The sequence below is a fragment of the Sorangium sp. So ce363 genome, from assembly GCF_051520435.1.
In the GTDB taxonomy this organism is placed as follows: Bacteria; Myxococcota_A; Polyangia; order Polyangiales; family Polyangiaceae; genus Sorangium; species Sorangium cellulosum_B.
Genome location: NZ_CP150333.1, coordinates 167,051 through 187,186, shown reverse-complemented (window position 1 = coordinate 187,186; position 20,136 = coordinate 167,051). Strand labels below are relative to the sequence as shown.

Below are 20,136 nucleotides of genomic sequence, written 5' to 3'. Positions count from 1 at the left end.
CGGAACGGCGCGAGCAGACCGATAGCGCTCGTGGAGCCGTGCATCGCACGCCAGCGCGGCACACAGAAAAGGACAGACCTCATGAAGACCATCACCAGCATCGCACTCATGGGAGCTCTCATCAGCGTTTCCGCCGTCGCCGACGCGGCGGTCCAGAACCACCACGGCGGGATCTGCCGTGCCCAGGCCCCCGAGCACGCCAATCGGGTGTACTATCCGGCCATGGGCATCGAGGCGCTGCAAGGCGTCAACGTGGCCTGCCCGCTCGTCACCACCGGGAACAAGATCAATGATGTCGAGGTCAACGTCAGGGACACCACCCGGCCCGCCACCCTGTGCTCCGTGACGGCCACCAACTGGGATGGCACGGAGCTCGGCAACCTCAACTTCACCATCGGACAGGGCGCGAACTGGAAATCCGTGACGGTCCCCGACTCCATGAAGGGCTCGTACGTATCGTACCTGGTCACCTGCTCGCTCCCGAAGAATCAGATCCTCACGAGCATCAACGTCGGCACGCCGTGAGCGTCGGGGGCTGCGGCCCTCGATCCCGCGCCCTGGAGGGCCCGGCCGCGACCTGCGCGGCCGGCCCCTCGCGCGACCAGCCCGACGGACGCCCCCGATTCGCTTCACCTCCACGCCGGGCGTCGGTATAACGAGGAGGCCATGAGCGCCGATTCGTCAGCCCTGAGGCGGCCCAGGTACCCGATGCCGGATTTCATCGAGAGCGCGCTGAACGAGCGTGGCTTGATGGACGCTTACAAGCAGCGCCCTGCCTACCAGCAGAACGATTACATCGGGTGGATCAACCAGGCAAAGCGCCAGGAGACCAGGGAGAAGCGGCTCCGCCAGATGCTGGACGAGCTCGAGGCAGGCGGTGTTTACATGAACATGAAGCACCCGGCGTCGGAGAGGGCCTGAGATGCTGGCCTACGTGTTCTGGCACTGGAGGCAACCGCAGGCCGCCGCGGACGAGTACGAGCGCCGGCAGCGCGCCTTCCACGCGGCGCTCGCCGCAGCGCCCGCGCCGGGCTTTCTCCGGTCGTTCAGCGTCGGGCTCTCCGGGGCCCCGTGGGCGGCCGGCGGCGGCGACGTCTACGAGGACTGGTACCTCGTGCAGGATTTCGGTGCGCTCGGCGCCTTGAACGAGGCCGCGGTCTCCGCCAGCCGCTCGGCGCCGCACGACGCGGCGGCCACGGTGGCCGGCGGCGGGGCCGGGGGCCTGTATCGCCTGCGGGGCGGGGTTGCGCTGAACGCGCCCGGCTACGCCCACTGGTTCGGCAAGCCCGACGGCGTGTCCTACGGTGAGCTATTCACCCGGCTCACGCCGATCCTGGAGCAAGCGAGCGCCGGCCTGTGGATGCGCCAGATGGTGCTCGGGCCCGGCCGGGAGTTCTGCTTGCACGCGGCGACCTCTGTATCGCTGCCCGCGCCGTTCGATGCGCTCGTCCTCCCGCTCCGGCCAGCCTGGCCGGCGCTCGACGACACGGGCATGACGCCGGCGCGCTGAGGCCCGCGCCCCGCGGCACCCGCCCGCTCTATCCTATGGAGATCGACCTCGCGTTCGTCCCCGGCTTCTCCGCGTCGCTCGCCGGCTGGGAGGCCACGCTGCGCGTGGGCTGCCATGGCGCGGTGAGGTGCCACTGGATCGGGCCGTCGGGCCCCGAGGAGCGAACCGGGACACGCCACGATCTCTTGTTGACCCCGCAAGCCTTCGAGAGGCTCAGTGGCGCGCTCCGCGAGCTCCCCGAGGAGCTCCAGCGGTGGGCGCTCGACGACGCTCCTGTCCGGCACATCCGGTGCCGCACCGGAGATGGGCTCATCGAACGTCGCCGGTCGGTATCGAGGAAGGCCGCGACGCCGCTCGAGGCGGCGTTCGATCGCGTCTGGATCGAGCTCTTCTCCGTCGTGCGGCCGGCCCTGGTCGACCTCGGAATGCCCGAGTCGCTCGTCGCGCTGGCCCACTGATACGACAGCGCTACGACAGCGCCCGACAGCAGCGAACAGCACGAGCGCTCCGAGGCAGGCTTGCCGACGTGCTCCCGCGTTCCGTGTACACTACGCGCCATGAACCGCTTCCTGCTGATGAGTGTGCTTGCTTTGTCCGCGTGTAGCCCCGAAGCTCGGGACTTCGCTCCTGGGAGCTCCGATGCCACGAGCTCGACGACCTCCGGCGGGGGCGGAGGCGACGCCGTGGCCGCGGCGGGGGCCGGGGGCGACGCACCCGGCTGCCAGGATGGCCTGTCCTTCTGCGGCGGCTCCTGCGTCGACGAGACGTCCGATCCGGATCACTGCGGCGCTTGCGGCCATTATTGCCTGGGAGCGCCGTGCGTGGCGTCGCGCTGCCAGCCCCTCGTCCTGGCGTCGGGCGGCGTCGAGCCGACGGACATCGCGGTCGACGACACCACGGCGTACTGGGTCGATCCCGTCGCTCGGCAGGTGATGACGGTGCCTGTCCGCGGCGGCAATGCGGCGTTCCTCTTCGAGGGAGACCCCCCCTTCGCCCCCCAGAGCATCACGCTCGACCCCTCCGGCCAGATCTATTTCACCGACTCAGGCCTCGAGATCATCATGATGGCGTCGTACGAGGGCGATTCCACGATCCTCGCGGACGGGCAGACATACGCCATGGGCATCGCGGTCGACGCCGCGAACGTCTACTGGACGAGCGCCGACCAGGGCACCGTCATGAAGGTGCCCATTGCGGGCGGCGCCCCGGTCGCGCTCGCGGAGGGGCAAGACTCCCCGCTCGGCATCGCCGTCGACGCGACCCACGTCTACTGGGTGAACGAAGGAGGCACGGTGATGAAGGCGCCTGTCGCGGGCGGCGCCCCCAGCGCGATCGCGGACGGGCAGCTCAAGCCGCAGGACATCGCCGTGGACGCCGCCGCCGTCTACTGGACCAACGACGGAGGCACCGTGATGAAGGCTCCGCTCGAGGGCGGCCCCCCCTTCGCGCTCGCGGAGGGGCAGCGCAACCCGCGGAAGCTCGCGATCGACGCCGAGAGCGTGTACTGGACGAACGACGACGGCAGCGTGAAGAAGGTGCCCATCGGAGGCGGCGATCCCGAGACGCTCGCGACGGAGCAAGATCATCCGCTGGGCATCACCGTGGACGCGACCAGCGTCTACTGGACGAACAGCGCCGCAGGCACGGTCATGAAGCTCCCGAAGTGACACCCCGCTTGCCAGGGGCCCGGCTCGAGCGCGACGATCGGCGCCTCCATGAAGCGCGCCGCCCTCCTCCCGATCACCCTCCTCACCGCGTGCGCCGGCGCCCCGGCTCCCCAGCGTGCTCCTGTCGCGCCGCTGCTCGCGGCGCCGCGCTCCGCCGTCGCCGCGCCCGCGGTCGCGGCGGCGCAGCCCGCGAGCGCGCCGGCGGAGCTCGCCTTCGTGCTGAGGATCGCCCATCCGAAGCGGACCTGGGCCAACGCCGCGCAGCTCCTGCCGAGCAGCGCGCTCGTGTTCACCATGGGCTCGACGGACCCCACGAAGATGCTCGAGCCAGCGGTGGGCCCGGACCTCGCCGGGATCGTCGATCTGGACAGGCCGATCGACGTCGCCTTCCTGGGCACCACGGGCGATCACGCCGTTGCCTCCCTGTCGGTCGCGGAGCAGGAGGTGCCGCGGCTGCCCGATCGCTTCGTGCTCAAGGAGATCGAGGAGCACCCGGGCCTGTTGCGCGTCGAGCGCGCGCGTGACGCCGATCCCGACGAGGAGGCGCCGCCCTGGGCCTGCGCCTTCGATCCCGGCGAGCGGCGGGACGGCGCGCGCCTGCTCTGCGGCACGGACATGGAGGACATCGAGGCCGCCGCGGCCTACCTCGTCCAGGTCGTGGCCCGGGAGCCGCTCGACGCGGACGCCCGGATCGAGCTCTCGGAGCGGACCCTCCGCCAGGCCGTGGAGGAGGCGAGCGCCGCGGGCGACGCGGACGAGGACGACGGCCGCGCCGGGGCGCTGGGCGAGGAGCTCGCCGCGGGGTTCCTGCGCGACATCGAGCGGTTGAACGTCAACCTCACGTGGGGCCGCGCGGACGTCGAGGTCGGCCTCACGCTGCGCTTCGCGAGCCGGCGCTCGCCCCTCACGCTGGCCTTCGTGCCGGCCGCGGCGCAGGACGCCGCGCCGCCGCCGGCGTTCTTCCGCCTCCCGGCCGACACGGCGGTCGCGTTCCACACGCAGGGCGCGTCGCGCGCCGAGCTCGCCCCGCTGCGGGAGGCCGTCTTCAAGGCGCTGCGCGACGACATGATCGACGACGGCTACGACGAGGCGCGGCTCGATCAGGTCCTCGATCGCCTCGGCACCCTGGCCCTCACGGGCGGCCCCCTCGTCTTCGGCGCGGGCGCGAACGGCGCGGCGGCGGAGAAGGCGCTCGCGGCCTACCAGCGCGACAAGGGCGCGCCGCGCGCGCGAAAGGCGGCGCGCCTCGCGCTCCAGGGGTGGGTGCTGGCCTCGGTCGAGGAGCCGGCGCAGACCTGGATCTCCGGGGTGAAGGAGTTCCTCCAGCGCGGCGATGAGCTCGACAAGTTCAAGCGGAGCGCGCCGAAGGACGGCGCTCGCAAGGACGACGAGGACGAGCAGAACACGACGCACGCCTTCGTCCGCGCGCCCGCCACGCTGCCTGCGGGGACGCTCCACGTCGAGCTCCGCTCCAGGCCGCTCACGAAGGGCGCCCCGCCCGCGCACACGACCCACCTCTATGTCGTCCCCGCCGGCCAGCGGACGTGGCTCGGGATCAGCGAGGACGACGCCGCCCTGGTGGCTCGGCTGCGCGTCGCGGTGGATCCGGGGCGCGACGAGGGCACGCTCGGCGCGGCGCCGGACATGGACGTGCTGCGGAGGCGCGGGACGCTGGCCGGCGGGCTCTTCTCGCTGGCTGGCTTGGCGCTGCTCGCGGCGAACGGCGACACGCCGGAGGCGCTGGACGAGGCCGCCAAGGACCTCGCCGCGCTCGCGGCGCTGCCGGCGCGGGGCGGGGTCGCGACCCCGCTCGCCGTCACCTCCGAGGTGCTCGGCTCCGGCGCGGCCCGCGTCGACGTCCGCGTACGGCTGACCCACGCCGGGATCCAGGACGCGATCGCGCTCCTCGCCCGCTGACGTGCCCGGCGCGCCTCGCGGTCAGCCCCACCCCTCCAGCACCAGCTTGCCCACCGCCTGCCCCGACTCGATGCGGGCGTGCGCGGCGCGCAGGTTCGCCGCGCTGATCCGGCCGAAGTGCTCGCGGAGCGTCGTGCGGACCCGCCCCTCGTCGACCCACGCCGCCACGCGCGTGAGGATCGCCCGCTGCGCGGCCATGTCCGCGGTCTCGTAGAGGGAGCGCGTGAACATCAGCTCCCACGCGAAGGTCGCGCTCTTCGACATGAGCTTCCCGAGATCGAGCGGCGCCTTCGCCTCGACGATCCCCACGATGCGCCCGCGCGGCGCCACGAGATCCGCCATCGTGTCCCACCACGCCTCGGTGCTCTGCGTATCGAAGATGAGCTCCACGTGCTGTATCCCCGCGGCCTCGAGCTGCGGCCGGAGCGGCGCGCGGTGGTCGACGAGGACGTCCGCGCCGAGGGAGCGCGCCCACGTCCGGCTCTCCTCGCGCGAGGCGGTCGCGACGACCCGCAGCCCCGCGGCCTTGGCGAGCTGCACCACCATCGACCCCACGCCGCCGGCGCCGCCGAGGACGAGCACGGTGCTCCCCGCGTCGCGCCCCTCGGGGTCGACGCTGAGGCGCTCGAAGAGCCCCTCCCACGCGGTCAGCGAGGTGAGCGGCAGCGCGGCCGCGTCGGCGAACCCGAGCGACCGCGGCATCGGCGCGGCGAGGCGCTCATCGACGAGGTGCACCTCCGCGTTGCTGCCCGGCCGCGCGATGCTGCCGGCATAATAGACCTTGTCTCCCGGCCGAAACACGGCGACGTCCGCGCCCACCGACTCGACGATGCCGGCGGCGTCCCAGCCGAGGATACGCGGCGGGTTCTCGACCCGGGGCTTCGGCGCGCGGACCTTCACGTCCACCGGGTTCACGGCCACCGCGCACACCCGCACGCGCAGATCGCGCGGCCTCGGCGCCGGCTCCGGCAGCTGGAGGTCGAGCAGGCTCTCGGGGTGCTCGATGGGAAGGTAGCGGTGGACTCCTACGGCGTGCATGGCGTTGCTCCTCTGCGGGACCGGCAAGAGGCCCCGTCACGCGCCGCAAGGTGACCCTCGCCGGCGGGACGGACAATCCACGCGTGGCGACGAAGATTCATGAATTCCGTTCACAGATCGACCCGGTCGCAACCTTGCCACTGCCTCTCTCCGCAGGTTACGTCTGTTACTTCTACGACATGCGAAGAGGCTTACTCCAGTTTCTCTTGTTCATGAGCGCTGGCCTCGCGTGCCAGCCAGCCCCCTCTGCGTCGGACACGGGCGTCGAGGAGCCGCTCCCCGACGACGGCGACAACGCCAACCCGCTCTGCCCCGGCCCCGTCGAGCCGGAGACCAGCGAGGTCGCGGCGCTCTCGCTCCCGGCGCGAACGATATCGACGCTGACCGGCGCTTACATCGCGAGCGACCAGCGCTCAACGCGGACGCGCATGGTCGTGGAGGGCCAGGCCGCGCTGGCGCTCGGGCCCGACTATCCGAGCTCCGTGACGATCGCGCTGGATTCGGTCATCGACCCGCGCTGCTGCTGCAATCCGATCCCGGGCGCGATCACCATTGACCAGATAGGCGCCATCCAGGGTGCGATCGCCGTCGAGCAGACGGGGCCCACGACGTTCTCTGTCCGCGTGAGCGAGGAGGGGACATCGACCTTCGAGGTCTCGGGCGTGCTCGCGGTGCCGGAGGGCGGCCTCGACGCGTGCTCCGCGTACGACGACACCCGCGAGCTCCCCGTCACGCTGTTGATGACCGTCCAGGCGGCGCGCCCGCGCTGGCAGATCGAGATACCGGCCGAGTGCGGCGCGAGCGCCGTCATCCAGTCGAACCGGCCTCTCCCGATCACCACGGCGGCGTTCGACGCGGCGGGCCTGCGCTTCTCTCCACAGAACGTCGAGCACCCGGCGGTCGACGTGGTGGGGACCGGCGTGGCGCTCCGGGTGCGTGAGGGGGGCGCGCCTTCCGATATCGTCGCGACCGGGGACGGCAGCGTCGTGATCACCCCGGCCGACGGCGGCGCATCGCGCGAAGTCTCGGTGATCCCTGCCGCCCGCATCGACGCCATGGACGTGGTGTTCGCGCTCCCGGGCGTCGCGGGGGGCGAAAGGCCCCTCGTGGATGGCGAGACGCTCGAGGGGTTCCACCGCACGGGGAACCGGGTGGTCGCCGTGATCTCCGGGCTCGCGTCCGGCGGTGTTCCGCTGTGCAGCGAGGCGAGGAGCGAGGATTTCGAGGTGACGTCCTCCACGCCGGAGGCTTGCGCCGTCGATGGCCGGTTCTGCGAGAGCAGCGAGATCCCCCGCGGGGATCTGCTGACCCGCTCCGCGGAGGTCATCGCCGATGGGACGTGCGCGGTGCGCGTCGATGCGCCGGCGTTCGCCGGCGGGGCCGGCCTGGGCGCGGAGATCTCCGTGACCCTGACGGGCACCGAATCGATGATCGATCTCACGCCCTAGGTTTACCGGCCGCTCGCGGTAGGGTTCGTCTCAAGGCCAAGGACTACCGCGAGGTCGCCTGCCGCACGATCTGCGAAATGGACCGCCAGGTCGGGCCGCTCCAGATCGGCCCTGACGGCCTTGCGCGGCGCGGCGTGCTCGTGCGGCACCTCGTGATGCCTGGGTTGCTCGACGAGTCGCGCGCGATCTTCGAGTTCCTGGCGCGCGAGGTGTCCGCTGACACGTACGTGAACATCATGGGCCAGTACCGGCCGGAGCACCGCGCCTCCGAGTACCCCGAGATCGATCGACGGCCGACCGCGGACGAGGTCACGGCCGCACGACGCCTCGGCCGCGAAGCCGGGCTCCACCGCTTCGACGCGCGCAGACCACAGCGGCTGTTCGTGGTCGGGTAGGAGGCCGGGAGAAGCCGCTGAAGACCCTGCGGGCGGCGCATCACGCGATCGTCATGTGCCTGGTGTGCCGCCGCCGTCTGGTGACCCAGGCGCCGGCGCAGAGCTCTCGAGACCAGCGCGCCCGGCCGCGCCGGCGGCCGGAGCTGGCATCTCGAGCTCGAACGCCTGCGGATCGGCCATGTAGGCCCGGAAATGCCGGAGCACCTGGCTGATGTGCCAGCCGTCCGCAACCCGGTGGTCGATGGTCGCCGTGATCGAAATCGACGGCCGCACCTCGACGCGGCCGTCGACCGCAACCGGCTTGTCGGCGATCTCTCCGGCGAGGACCATCAAGGGCACCTTGAAGAACGAGGCGAGCGGGGCGAAGCCCATGGGAATGCCGAACATCCCGACGCTCGTGACCATCGCGCTCCCAAACGGGCTTCGCTCGAGGCCGAGCGCCGGGAAATCCCGGTCGAGATTCCCCGTCCACCACGACGAGAACCGGAGCAGCTGGCGGAGGATGGGCCTGGGGAGCGCATTGCCCGTCCGCTTCGTCCGGGTGAAGATCGGATCGCGCCCCTCCTTGAGGCCGCGAGCCCTGTCAGCGAGCTCGTGCGCAAGCGCGACAGCGCTCTTGCGGTCGGCGCGCTCCACCTTGACGCCGGACAGATCTCTGTCGGCCTCGACTGCCGTGATAAAGAAGATGTCGACCGTTCTCCGTGGCACCGCGCGGCCCGCGACGAAGCGGGTGTTCAGATCGGGCATCTCGTGGAGCGCGTGCGCCACGGCGCGCCCGACGAGGTGGGTCGGCGTGACATGGTGGCCCGCGGCCCGCGCTGCCTCGATGAACGCCGAGAGCGGACGCGCGTCGCACTCGAAGGCGCCGAAGATCTGCGGGTTCTCCGGCGCGCGCCATATGACCGACGCCACCTTTCTCCACCCGGTGAGCTTTGCCATCGCCAACTGGATCTCCAGGAGCTAGCAACACCCGCAGCATCAGGCGGCCTGCCCGGCGCCTGAGGCGGTGTCCCCCCCGCGGCGCCGTCGCTCCATGGTGACGCCTCGGGGCCGCCGGAAGCCATCCGGTCCGGGCGCCAGCCCCGCGCATCTCTCCTCTTACTTACCCCGCTTTCCAGGGGCATGCCGCAATCCGACCCAGGTTGGGGGTCACGACCCGCGTGCGTGAGGTGCGCGGCCGCAAGCGGATCCGCTCGGCCGCTCGATGCGCTCCTCGTCCTTCGTGCGCGGACCTCGGCGAGCGTGGGGATCTCGCCGGCGTCCACCCTCCGCGCGAGGTCGCGCAGCGCGAGCAGCTTCGGGCGCGAGAGCACTTGCTTGTCCCTTGGACGGAGCTCTGGGGAGGGCGGCGCGGTCTCCAAGGCAGGAGGCTCCACCGGCGCCAGGCGCACCTGTCTCGACCGCGTTCGGCAGACGCGAAGATCGGCCCTACAGAAGCCGCAGCTCCTGTAGTATCGTCCACATGCGAGCAGCTCAGGCCGCGTGGTCGCTACAGGCGGGCGAGCGCACCAGGGACGGCGGTACTCGGCGGGGCTATCCTTGGGGGGCTCGGCAGGGCTCGGGCGAATGGGTTCGACGGGGCCCTGCTTCGCGCGCTAGCCGGAACTGGTCCTGACGGGCTCGACCGGACTATTGAACGATTCCTACCACAACGCACTTCCTTGGCACGAGAGCAGCCTCCGCTCGAACAGCTCGAGGAGATCACCATGCCCTGGTATGTCTATTTCGCGTACTTCTTCGGCGGGGCGTTCCTCGCCAATGCGCTCCCCCACTTGATCGCCGGCGTGTCCGGCCAACCGTTGCAGACCCCGTTTGCATCACCGCCATTCAAGGGGTTGTCGCCGCCGGCGGTGAACGTTGCCTGGGCGCTGGCCAACCTCGCCTTCGCGTATCTCTTGCTTGTGCGCGTCGAAGCCCTCGACCTCCGGAGCTGGTCTGACGTTGGTGTCTGTTTTCTCGGGTTCGGCGCCATGGCCCTCCAGTGCTCTCGTTCTCTCGCTCGCATTCGCAAGCAGGCCGTCCCCTGACCTGCCCCGTCGCGAGGCGACGAAAGCACGCGCCGCGAACGCCATGATGCCATGGCGAGACGATTGAATTTTTACGATGCGCACCACGCACGCCGCCGCCCCCCGGAGACACGGTCCGTCCCCACAGGAGCTCGGCGCACCCCCTCTCAACGTGCGTCGTCAGCGCCGCGCACGAGGATGACGCGGGTCTTCGACAGCCCGTCGTGCAGGCCCACGGGCGCGTCGCCCCGCTTCAGGAACGTGAAGGCCTCGAAGGGGATGAACCGGCACAGGGTGCGGATCGCGATCCGACCGACGCCGGCGCGGCTGCCGTCCTCCATCACGACCCGCGTGCCAGTGACGAGCTTGCCCAGCGTGGCGCCGAAGATCGCCTCCATCGAGACATAGTACGCGAACATCATCACGAGACTGAGCAATGTATCGTTGATCTGTTCGAGCGCCTCGGTGCCTGCGATGAGCCCGAAGATCCCGCCCACGATGAACGTGAACAGCAACATTCCCGCGTAATCGACGATGAGGTTCACGAACCGCCGGCCGCCGCTCGCGAGCCGCAACCGCGAGCGCGCCTCCGGTTGCAGCGCCGCGGGTGCGTCTGCCTTGGGTGCTTCGTAGGGGTTGTAGCTCTCGGCGGGCTGGGCGGTCGGAGAACTCATGAGACCTCTCGATGCGGGTTGGGTGACGTCGCGGCGCAGCGCTCGAGGGCGGGCTGCCCTGGAGTCGACGCGCCCTGGCACATGCTACGCCCCGCCGGCGGCGGCGTGAAGACAGCCCCTTCGACCCGGCGATGAAGGAACGATCAAACCGGACACGCTTTTCGGAGTGTGGACGGATCGCAAGGGCGACCGGTGACGCGGCGCCGGATCGAGCTCACCGCCGAGCGCAAGGTCGACGCTCCCCGTTGCCTTCGCGTCTTACACGGCCCGCTGAGAGCACGAGCTCGCCGGCCTCGCGGATGGAAGCAGCCAGCCTGCGGGCTCAGAGATTGATGACCAGCGTGGTCACGGCTTCGCCGTCGTCGTACACGATGTCGGGCCTGGCGTCCCCGTTGAGGTCGCCGACACCGAGAGACAGGCCCTCCCGGCTGTTCGCCTCGTCGAAGGTGTGATCTTCGCCGAACGCCGTCCCCTCGCTGATGACGAGGTGGATCACGCCGTCCATGGCCCAGTTCGCGACGACATCGTCTCTCCCGTCGCCGGTGAAGTCGGCCATCGCGGTCCTGGCATGGTGATTCGCCGACACCTGGTGCTCGGGCCCCTGGGTGAAGCCACCCGCGCCGTCGCCGACGAGCACGCGCAGCCTCCCGTCGAGCATGGCCACGACCAGGTCCTGGTCGCCATTGCCGTCGAAGTCCCCGACGGACACCGACGACGCCTTGGAAGGCATCGCGAAGAAGGTCGGTGAATCGAGGCCCCCCGCCCCGTCGCCGAGCCAGACGCTAACCTTCCCCTGGTCCCAGTGGGCCGCCGCCAGATCCTCGTTGCCGTCGGCGTCGAAGTCCCCCACGGCGAGCGCGACCGGAGAGTCGGCGGGCACCGTCGCTGCCGCCACGAACCCGCCCGCGCCGTCCCCCAGGAAAATGGTCACGTCGGAAGCGCCGCCGGAGGCGAGATCTTGATGCCCATCCCCGTCGAAATCCGCGGTCGCCAGACAGAGCGCGCTCGCCGGATCGATCTCGACCACGGGCAGAAACGTCGCTCCCGGCCCCCCTTCGGCGAGCGACAGCCCCCACACCTCCGCCGCAACGTCGGGATCGCCGTCCTCGTTGAAGTCGGCGACGACCGCCGCGGCGTAGTAATCCCTGGGCGGCAGAGCCCAGACGGGCTCTTCCAGCCGCCCCGTCCCCTTGCCGCGCAGCACGCCCAGCCCCTCGCCCGAACCACCGCCGACATTGCCGAGGATGACGTCGACGCGGCCGTCCTGATCGGCGTCGCGCACGAAGATCTCGGTCAGGCTGCCGCCCATGAGGGGCTCGGAGACGCGGACCTTCTTGACCGAGCAGAGCGCGTTCAGCGGCGATTGGCTCGGGTTGGGGGCGAGACGACAGGTATCCTCGGCGTCGTAGATACCGTCCCCGTCCTCGTCGAAGAACCTGTCGATATCCGGCACCTCGGCGGTCGAGCCCAGCTCCTCGAGCCGCTCGCCGAGGAGATCCTTCACTTCGTAGCGATCCAGCGCCGAGGCCGCGCCGGCGAGCTCCGCGACGAGCGCGGGGTCGAGCGCGCCGTCGCTCGCCAGGTCGAGCGAGAGCTGGTTCACGAGCTCCTGCATCGTCGCGTCGACGGAGCCGTGCTCACCCGCCTCGCGGCTGGCTGCCTTGAGCACCACGGCGCCGACGGCGAGGAGGTACGCATTGGCGTCGCCATCGCCCCCGAGAGCGTTCATCTCGACGCCGTCCGCGTGGGGGTCGAAACCTGCCGGGCCGATGCCCAGCGCGGCGCGGAGCTCGCCCTCTGCCTGCTCGACTGCAGCCGTGAGATCGCCGCTGCCCTCGGCGAGCCGCCTGGCCCGCTCGTAGCCGAGGTGCGTGATCAGGTTGACGTACGCGGTCTGCTCCGGCGCATCGCCGGCAACGTCGAACAGGGCGCGCAGCGTCAGCGGCGCGCCCGAGAGGCGGCCGGTGACCTCGTTGTAGTAGAACCCTTCGCTCACGATCGAGACCGGACCGGGGTGGGCGATAGCCACTTCGAAATGTCCAAGATCGTTGTCCGTCGCCGTGATGAACGTCCGTCCCGTCGGGGTCAGGTCATGACCGAGGACCGAGATCACCACCGATGAGCCGACCACGAACGGCCCCTTCTCGACGGCTCCCGTGAGCTGCACAGGCCCCGCGCCACCGGTCCCTCCCCCCGTCGCGCCGCTGCTCGCGTCCGCGCCGCCTGTCCCCGTCGCGCCGCTGCTCGCGTCCGCGCCGCCTGTCCCCGTCGCGCCGCTGCTCGCGTCCGTGCCTGTCCCCGCGGCGCTGCTGCTCGCGTCCGCGCCGCCTGTCCCCGTACCGCCGGCGGGCGAGCCCGTCGTCCCGCCCGCCTCCGGGATGGAGGGCGCTGTTTCCCCACCGCATGCGCCCAGCAACGCAGAGGCGGCAAACGCAAACAGGACGCGATTCGACCTCCTCGTCATGCTCTCAACATAGCATCGCGGGCAGCGAAGCGTCGCGATAGGCGCCAATTACCGCCGCCTCCCGCCGCGCGACGAGCTCTTTCCCGGCGCCGCTGTCGCCCGTGACGCGCGGGGCATCCTTCCGCTCGACGAGCGCTCCCGGCCGAGCGAAATCCAAATACGTTCACGGGCCTGCGGGCATTGTAGGGGTGACGGAGACGTGGCGAACGCGGGCATCCGGAGGGCGTTCCGAGGGTCAGCCGGGCGTTGTCTCCACTGAGGCAGGAAAAATACGATCATGGCAAAGCGCGTGAACCGAAGAATTTTCCTCCGGGGGCTGGGCGGAGCTTGCGTCGCGGCGCCGTTCCTCGGCTCGATCCTCGACCGCTCCGTGATGGCGCAGCCGGCCACGCCACCGAAGCGGCTGATCGTGATGTACACGCACTATGGCTGCATCACGACGCGGTGGTTCCCGAAGAAGTCACACGGCCCGCTCACCGCCGCGGACCTCGAGTCGACGACGCTCAAGCACCTGGCGCCTCACGTCGACAAGCTCCTCATGCCCCGAGGCATCCGCGCGATGAACGAGTGGACGGCGACGATGGTTCGGGGGCAGGGGAACGATCACCACACGCAGGTGGTCGGGTCGTACTTCACTTGCCACCCGGTCACTCCCAACAGCAACGACCCGTTCAGCTTCAACACGGCGACGAAGTTCAACGCCAAACCGACCGGTCCCTCGCTGGACCACGTCATCGCACGACAGCTCAGCCCGCAAGGCACTCCGTTGCTCTTGAACACGGGTGGTCAGAACGATAACCAGCAGTCGGCGATCTCCTACTCCGCCGCCGAGACCCTCTTCAGGGGCCTCAACGCGCAGCAGGCCTTCAGCAGCCTCACGGGCGTCTTCGAGGCGGGGAAGCCGCCGTCTCCGGACACCTACGCGGCGATGCGCGGCAAGAGCGTCCTCGACATCGTGAAGGACGATCTGCAGAGGCTCGAGCGGTTCGACATGAGCCGTGCCGACAAGCAGAAGCTCGCAGCCTGGAAGGAGCTCCTCCACACGACAGGACACGTGGTGGCTTCTGCGCAGTGCGACACGTCCCTCGCCACAGCGCTCGGCGTGACGCAAGAAAACATCGACCTGGCGAGCACAACCCCGCTCGGCGAAGACCGGCTGATGCAGCGAATCTCGGACAGCCTGGACGGAGCCGACCTCTATTCGAACCTCGCCGTGCTCGCGGCGGCGTGCAACGCGAACCCCGTCATCTTCCTGAAGTACCCCGGGAACTACAGCTTTACGGGGCTCGGCCTGACGCAAGAGAGCGAAGGTCTCTCGAGTCGCTTGGACAGCGCGGGAGTGCAGGGCCCCTGCGTCCCGGGTGTGATTGACATGCTCCTCAAGATCGACGACTTCTATGCAAGGAAGTTCGCCCACCTCGTCGGGCAGCTGAACCGTATCGACGAGGGCAACGGGACGCTCCTCGACAACTGCGCGGCCGTCTGGTTCCAGGAGATGTCGGACGGCTGCGCCCTCAACCTCAACAACCTGCCGATCGTCCAGGTCGGCAGCGCTGGCGGCTATTTCAAGACCGGCTGGGCCGTGAACGTCGATGACGGCTCGCCCGATCTCACGACCGGCAACAGCGAGATCACGTGTGCCGAGGGCGCTCCGCAAGAGGTCGACGGGTACTCCCAGGAAACGGGGACCGATCCGTCGCTCGCCAACGCGCCGATCAACAAGTACTACTGCAGCTTGATGAACGCCCTCGGGGTCAAGGCAGGCCCGGATGGTTTCCCGGCGAAGGGCGGTTCGGCGCCGGTGACCCACTTCGGCATGTACGACCGGACGGAAGACTTCATCGGTGGCGGGACCAATCCCCCCACCATCCACGATCCAGGCGAGTTCACCGCGCTCAGGGCGAACTCCTGAGCGGTCTCGTCCCCGAGCCTGTCGCGCGCCCGGGTCATGAACGCGCCGCGGGCGAGCGACCACCGCAGCCCGACGCGACGGCTCGGTCACGGCGGGCTCCCCAGGCCCAGCGCTTGACAGCTGGGCCCGGTTTGGGTCGCGCCGTCCGAGGGGACGCGATCGGCCGTCACGCCCCCCGAAACCGCACCCGCGCGATCGGCCGACGCGCGATCGGCCTTCACGCCGGCCGAAACGTCGCCCCGCTTGCATTTGCTGCCCGTTCCTGGCTACGCGTCCATGCAAGGAGGGTCCCGATGGCAACGACCGCTGTTCTCCAGTTCCTGCCTGACTGGCAGCACGCGCAGCAGGGTCCGATCGAGCGCGGGGGGAAGCTCAGGATCGAGTATGAGCTGAGCCGCCTATCGCGCTGCTTCACGACATGGCGCGGCGCCGAGATCGGCGACATCACCGCCTACGTCCGCTTTCACCCGCGCGGCGCGATCGTGCAGGGGAGCGTCGTCGAGGAGGTGCGGGCCCCGGGGAACCCGCCCGGGCACGTCGTCGCGCACAGGCCCGCGGCCCTGGAGATCTCGGTGCCCGACGACGCGACCCAGGCGGAGATCTGGTTCCACGGCTTCTCGCAGACCAGCCGCCGGTGCGAGGCGTGGGACACGCGCTTCGGCGACAACTACTGGTTCGACGTGGGCGGCCCGCCGCCGCGGATCCCGGCGCAGCCGGTCGTCTACCGCGCGGGGGCGCAGCGGCGCCCCGACATCACGAACGTCCGGGCCTTTCGGGTCTCGAAGGTCTACGCGTTCCCGAGGCCCGCGCAGGGGCCGATCGCGGGGACAGACATCCAGATACACCTGGACCTCGACGCGTGGGTCAGCCATTCGGCGTGGGGCGCCAGCGCATGGATCGATGTCCACGTGTTCGACGGCCACGACGCGCTCGTCCACGCCGAGACGATCCCGCTCGTGTATACCGGGTGGGGCCCGAACCAGCAGTTCAGCTTCGCCGGCAAGATTTTCCAGGGATCCACCGCGACGCCGGGCTCGGTGTCGCCGCGGCCGGACGCGCGCAGGGTGCAGCTCCGGCTCTATTACGAGATCGACGGCCAGGTGTTCACGGATGGAGTCCTGCACCAGGCCGAGCTCCCCGAGGACGCGCTGATCTGATCGGCGCCGCGCCGGCTCGCCGCGGGAGAGCGCCCCATGCTAAGAGGGCGTTGCCATGGCGAGCCGCTTCTACGTCACGACGCCCATCTATTACATCAACGACGTCCCGCACCTCGGCACCGCCTACACGACGATCGCCGCGGATGTGCTGTGCCGCTACCACCGGCTGCGCGGCCACGAGAGCCGCATGCTCACCGGCACGGACGAGCACGGCCTCAAGATCCAGCGCGCCGCCGAGGCGCGCGGCGTCGCGCCGGGCGCCCACGCCGACGAGATCGCCGCCGTCTTCCGCGCCACGTGGCCGAAGCTCGGCTGCGCTCCCGACGACTTCATCCGCACGAGCGAGCCGCGCCACAAGAAGGCCGTGCAGGAGCTCTGGAGCCGGATCAAGGCGCGCGGGGACATCTACCTCGGCCACTACGAGGGGCTCTACTGCGTCGGGTGCGAGGCCTACTACACCGAGAAGGACCTGGAGCAGCCCGGGAACGTCTGCCCGCTGCACAAGAAGCCCGCCGAGAGCGTCAAGGAAGAGAGCTACTTCTTCCGCCTGTCCAGGTACGGAGACGCGCTGCTCGATTATTACAAGCGCAACCCGACCTTCGTGCAGCCGGCGAGCCGCCTGAACGAGGTGGCGAGCTTCGTGCGCGAGGGGCTCCAGGATCTGTCGGTCTCCCGCACCACGTTCGAGTGGGGCATCCCCGTCCCCGACGACCCGAAGCACGTCATGTACGTCTGGTTCGACGCGCTGGCGAACTACATGACCGCCCTCCGGGAGCCGGAGGACAACACGCGCTTCTGGCCCGCGGACGTGCACCTCGTCGGCAAGGACATCCTGCGCTTCCACGCCGTCTACTGGCCCGCATTCCTGCTCTCGGCCGGCTACGGCGAGGCGGAGCTGCCGCGCCAGGTCTTCGCCCACGGGTTCCTCACGTACAGCGGGCAGAAGATGTCGAAGACGCTCCGCAACACCATCAGCCCCGTCGAGGTGGCGGCCGCCCTCTCCGAGGCGGCCGCGGCGGCCCTGCCCGGCGGCCCGGGCGCGGCGGCCGGCGCGCCCCTCGTCGGGGCGGACGTGGTGCGGTATTGCCTGATGCGCGCGATCTCGTTCGGCCAGGACGGCGACTTCAGCCTCCAGGACGTGCTGTCGCGGTATGGCTCGGAGCTCGGCAACGCGCTCGGCAACCTGCTGAATCGCGTGCTCCCGTTCGCCGAGGAGGTGCCCGCGAAGGGGGCCTTGGGCCCGCTCGAGGAGGAGCTCGCCGCGGCGCAGCGGCAGGCCGCGGCGGCCGCGGCGACGGCGTTCGACGCGAACCAGCCGACGCGCGCGCTCGACGCGATCTGGACGGTGATCGCCGCGGCGAACCTCTACGTCGACAAGGCCGCTCCGTGGGTGGCCAAGAAGACGGACCCGGCGCGCCTCGGGACGATCATCGCGACCTTGATCGAGCAGCTCGAGGCGGTCAGCGTGATGATCTCCCCCGTGATGCCGGTCGTGGCGGGCAGGATGCGCGAGCAGCTCGGGCTGCCGCCGATCGCGTTCGAGGAGGGCAGCGATCGCTGGCCGATGGCGCTCCCCTCGCGAGCCCCCGGCGAGAAGCTCCGCAGGGGCTCGCCCATCTTCCCGCGCCTCGAGAAGGAGAAAGAGGCCGAGCTGCTCGCCCGGTTCGCCCCGCCACGGCCGGACGCCGAGCCGGCGAAGGCCGATGCGAAGGCTGGCGCGAAGGCCGATTCGAAGGCCGCCCCGGAGGCGACGGCCGCGCCCCGGGCGAGCGGCGGCGCCGAGGTGGCCGCCCCGCCGGCGCGCCAGGGCAAGAGCCCCGTGGCGTTCGACGATTTCGCCCGGCTGGACCTCCGGATCGGCGTGGTCACGAGCGCTGAGCGCGTGAAGAAGAAGGACCGGCTGCTCGATCTGCGCGTCGACACCGGCGACGGCGCCCCGCGGCGCATCATCTCGGGCATCGCGGCGAGCTACGCCCCGGAAGAGCTGGTGGGCAAGCGGATCGTCGTCATCTGCAACCTGCCGCCGCGCGACTTCGGCAAAGGGCTCGTTTCCGAAGGCATGCTGCTGACCGCCGAGGTCGAGGGGCGAGTCCGCACCATCACGGTCGAGGACGCCGCGCCGGGCACGCCGGTGCTCTGACACCGCACGTCGGCACGCGATTTACAGCGCAGCTTACAGCGCAGCGATACGACGGGAGCGAAACACCGGCCGCAGCGGCCGCGCGGCGATCGCGAGCGCGCCGCGCCGCGCCGCGCCGCGATCGTGCTTTTCGCGCCGGTGGGCGGGGGACCACCGGGGATGCAGGTCCGCGCGCCGGGGGGGCGTGCTAGAACTGGTCGATGCGCGCTTGCCTTGGCACGAGGAGGCGGTGAGCATCTCCCTGCGGGGGCGCGATGCCGTGGCCCTGGCCATGGCGGTCGCGGCGCACGCCGCGATCCTCGTCGCGCCGACGCCGGAGCGGCCTCCGGAGGGCCCTGCCGAGCCGTCCGCGATCGTGGATGGCATCGATTTCGAGCTGGAACCACCGGCTCCCCAGGCCGCAACCGCGGCGCCGGCCGGGGGCGAGCCGGTCGCGGGCGAGCCGGAGGCGGCCGGCGAGATCGGCAAGGCCGCTCCGACCGAGAAGGCGCAGGCGCCCGCGCCGGGCGCCGCAGCGGCCAAGGTCGCCTCGATGGAGCGCGCGAGGCCGGCGCCGGCCGCCCCCGCCGCCGAGCCGAAGGCCGCGCCTCCGGAGACGGCGCCGCCCGCAGCCGGAGCCGCCGCCCGGCCTGCGGCCGAGGCCCCCGCGCCCGCCGTCGAGGCTCCCGGCGCCCCCGCGCCCACCGCCGAGGCCCCGGCGCCCGCCGCAGAGGCCCCGGGGGCCCCGGGGACGGCGCCGCCCGGCGACGAGTACGGCGGGGCGCCGCCCGCTGAGGGCGGGGGCATCGCGCTCGCCCCAGGGCTCGGGGCGCCCCTCTGGACCGTGCCCGGCGTGCTCCCCGGCCCTGACGCGCCGCGCGCCGCCCCGACGGCCGCCCCGCGCGCTCGCCCGGTGGATCCGGCGATCGCGGGCACGGTGCTGAACGAGACGCTGCACAGCAAGGACAAGAGCGTGGGGATCAGCGTCCCCGCCGCGGGCGCGGTGGCGAGCACCCTGGCGGACATGGTGCGCTCCTCGGCCGCGCCCCTCGACGCGCGGGCGACCTTCGAGGTCAAGCTCGGCGCCGACGGCCAGGTCCTCGGCGTCCGGCTGGTGAGCGCGTCGGCCGGGGACGGCCCCACGTGGGATCGCATCGTGGACGGGGCCAAGGGGGCGCTCGCCGGGAGCGCGCTGCAGATGGGGCCTGACCGGCAGCCGGTGACCGTCACGGTCAAGGTCCAGTCCAAGGTGCAGTATCCGTCCGGCAGCAGGAAGAAGCCCAAGCCGGAGCTCGTGTGCGCCGAGGAGGTGCTCGAGCAGCTCCAGCAGGCGATGGAGGATCCGAGTCGGCTCGGCCAGCTGCGCGGCCCGGGCGACGGGGCGCCGCCGGCGAGCGACATGGATGAAGAAGAGCGGAAGAGGATGTTCTGCATCCCTCTCGGGCTCCGCGTCAAAGGCGATCTGTCCGACGTCGGCGCGCACAGGATCAACGTGGTCTCGGCGTCGTTCGCGGTGAAGCGCGAGGGCGAGCGCGCCCTGCCGCACGAGGACATCCTGCCGATCGACACGCGCGTTCCGTGGGCGCCCAAGGACCCGAAGAAGACGAAGCTGCCGCCGCCAAAAAAGAAGAAGTGGAAGAAAAAGAAGGATCCTTGAGGGCCCCGGCCTGCTCACTACCCTGACGGGCTGCAGAGAGCTCAGCCGAGCGAGCGCGAGCCCGATCGCGCCTCGCGCTTCGCCGAAGCGCTCGTCGTCGACCCCCTCGGGCGCTACGACTCCAGCTCCAGCGACCCGCGGTCAAAAACGAGGTTCCTTACCCGCCTCCCTC

17 protein-coding genes are annotated in these 20,136 nt (G+C 70.9%); 13 read left to right on the top strand and 4 right to left on the bottom strand.

Annotation, left to right across the window (positions count from 1 at the left end; all coding sequences use genetic code 11):
* The first annotated feature begins 81 nt into the window (after window positions 1-81).
* The 6 genes from WMF12_RS00740 (at window position 82) to WMF12_RS00715 (ending at window position 5,094) form a co-directional block, all read left to right on the top strand.
* A complete protein-coding gene (locus WMF12_RS00740) occupies window positions 82-525 on the top strand; it encodes a hypothetical protein (RefSeq protein ID WP_437859545.1) in 444 nt (147 codons plus the stop codon).
* A 141-nt stretch (window positions 526-666) separates the two neighbouring features.
* A complete protein-coding gene (locus WMF12_RS00735; RefSeq protein ID WP_437297194.1) occupies window positions 667-921 on the top strand; it encodes a YdeI/OmpD-associated family protein in 255 nt (84 codons plus the stop codon).
* Between the two features lies 1 nt (window position 922).
* Window positions 923-1,510 carry a hypothetical protein gene (locus tag WMF12_RS00730; RefSeq protein ID WP_437859537.1) on the top strand — a complete coding sequence of 196 codons (588 nt, stop codon included), beginning with the start codon at window positions 923-925 and terminating at the stop codon, window positions 1,508-1,510.
* Between the two features lie 35 nt (window positions 1,511-1,545).
* Window positions 1,546-1,968 (top strand): hypothetical protein, encoded by a 423-nt coding sequence (locus tag WMF12_RS00725; protein ID WP_437859533.1) that lies wholly within the window; start codon window positions 1,546-1,548, stop codon window positions 1,966-1,968.
* A 99-nt stretch (window positions 1,969-2,067) separates the two neighbouring features.
* Window positions 2,068-3,177: a hypothetical protein gene (locus WMF12_RS00720; RefSeq protein ID WP_437859529.1), complete on the top strand. Its 1,110-nt coding sequence runs from the start codon at window positions 2,068-2,070 to the stop codon at window positions 3,175-3,177.
* 48 nt (window positions 3,178-3,225) lie between these two features.
* Window positions 3,226-5,094 carry a hypothetical protein gene (locus tag WMF12_RS00715; protein WP_437859524.1) on the top strand — a complete coding sequence of 623 codons (1,869 nt, stop codon included), beginning with the start codon at window positions 3,226-3,228 and terminating at the stop codon, window positions 5,092-5,094.
* Between the two features lie 21 nt (window positions 5,095-5,115).
* Here the strand turns inward: WMF12_RS00715 and WMF12_RS00710 are convergent, their stop codons facing one another.
* A complete protein-coding gene (locus tag WMF12_RS00710; RefSeq protein WP_437859519.1) occupies window positions 5,116-6,132 on the bottom strand; it encodes a zinc-binding alcohol dehydrogenase family protein in 1,017 nt (338 codons plus the stop codon).
* A gap of 179 nt (window positions 6,133-6,311) precedes the next feature.
* Here WMF12_RS00710 and WMF12_RS00705 point away from each other — a divergent pair, with 179 nt between their 5' ends.
* Window positions 6,312-7,580: a hypothetical protein gene (locus WMF12_RS00705; RefSeq protein ID WP_437859514.1), complete on the top strand. Its 1,269-nt coding sequence runs from the start codon at window positions 6,312-6,314 to the stop codon at window positions 7,578-7,580.
* Between the two features lie 77 nt (window positions 7,581-7,657).
* Window positions 7,658-7,975, top strand: coding sequence for a hypothetical protein (locus WMF12_RS00700; RefSeq protein WP_437859510.1), 318 nt, complete (start codon window positions 7,658-7,660; stop codon window positions 7,973-7,975).
* 51 nt (window positions 7,976-8,026) lie between these two features.
* Here WMF12_RS00700 and WMF12_RS00695 read toward each other — a convergent pair whose 3' ends face one another.
* Window positions 8,027-8,914: a 2-oxo acid dehydrogenase subunit E2 gene (locus WMF12_RS00695; RefSeq protein ID WP_437859506.1), complete on the bottom strand. Its 888-nt coding sequence runs from the start codon at window positions 8,912-8,914 to the stop codon at window positions 8,027-8,029.
* Window positions 8,915-9,681: 767 nt separating this feature from the next.
* Between WMF12_RS00695 and WMF12_RS00690 the strand changes: the two genes are divergently transcribed.
* Window positions 9,682-10,002, top strand: coding sequence for a hypothetical protein (locus WMF12_RS00690; protein ID WP_437548633.1), 321 nt, complete (start codon window positions 9,682-9,684; stop codon window positions 10,000-10,002).
* 146 nt (window positions 10,003-10,148) lie between these two features.
* Here WMF12_RS00690 and WMF12_RS00685 read toward each other — a convergent pair whose 3' ends face one another.
* A complete protein-coding gene (locus tag WMF12_RS00685; RefSeq protein ID WP_437859494.1) occupies window positions 10,149-10,655 on the bottom strand; it encodes an RDD family protein in 507 nt (168 codons plus the stop codon).
* Window positions 10,656-10,977: 322 nt separating this feature from the next.
* Complete coding sequence (locus tag WMF12_RS00680; RefSeq protein WP_437859489.1) at window positions 10,978-13,119, bottom strand: FG-GAP repeat domain-containing protein; 2,142 nt, start codon at window positions 13,117-13,119, stop codon at window positions 10,978-10,980.
* Between the two features lie 289 nt (window positions 13,120-13,408).
* Here WMF12_RS00680 and WMF12_RS00675 point away from each other — a divergent pair, with 289 nt between their 5' ends.
* From WMF12_RS00675 to WMF12_RS00660, 4 genes are all read left to right on the top strand, one after another.
* Window positions 13,409-15,031, top strand: a complete 1,623-nt coding sequence (locus WMF12_RS00675) for a DUF1552 domain-containing protein (RefSeq protein ID WP_437859483.1) — start codon at window positions 13,409-13,411, stop codon at window positions 15,029-15,031.
* 293 nt (window positions 15,032-15,324) lie between these two features.
* Window positions 15,325-16,188 (top strand): DUF6209 family protein, encoded by an 864-nt coding sequence (locus WMF12_RS00670; protein WP_437859480.1) that lies wholly within the window; start codon window positions 15,325-15,327, stop codon window positions 16,186-16,188.
* Between the two features lie 55 nt (window positions 16,189-16,243).
* Complete coding sequence (gene metG / locus WMF12_RS00665; protein WP_437859472.1) at window positions 16,244-18,328, top strand: methionine--tRNA ligase; 2,085 nt, start codon at window positions 16,244-16,246, stop codon at window positions 18,326-18,328.
* Between the two features lie 229 nt (window positions 18,329-18,557).
* Window positions 18,558-19,964 carry a hypothetical protein gene (locus WMF12_RS00660; protein WP_437859462.1) on the top strand — a complete coding sequence of 469 codons (1,407 nt, stop codon included), beginning with the start codon at window positions 18,558-18,560 and terminating at the stop codon, window positions 19,962-19,964.
* Window positions 19,965-20,136 lie beyond the last annotated feature (172 nt).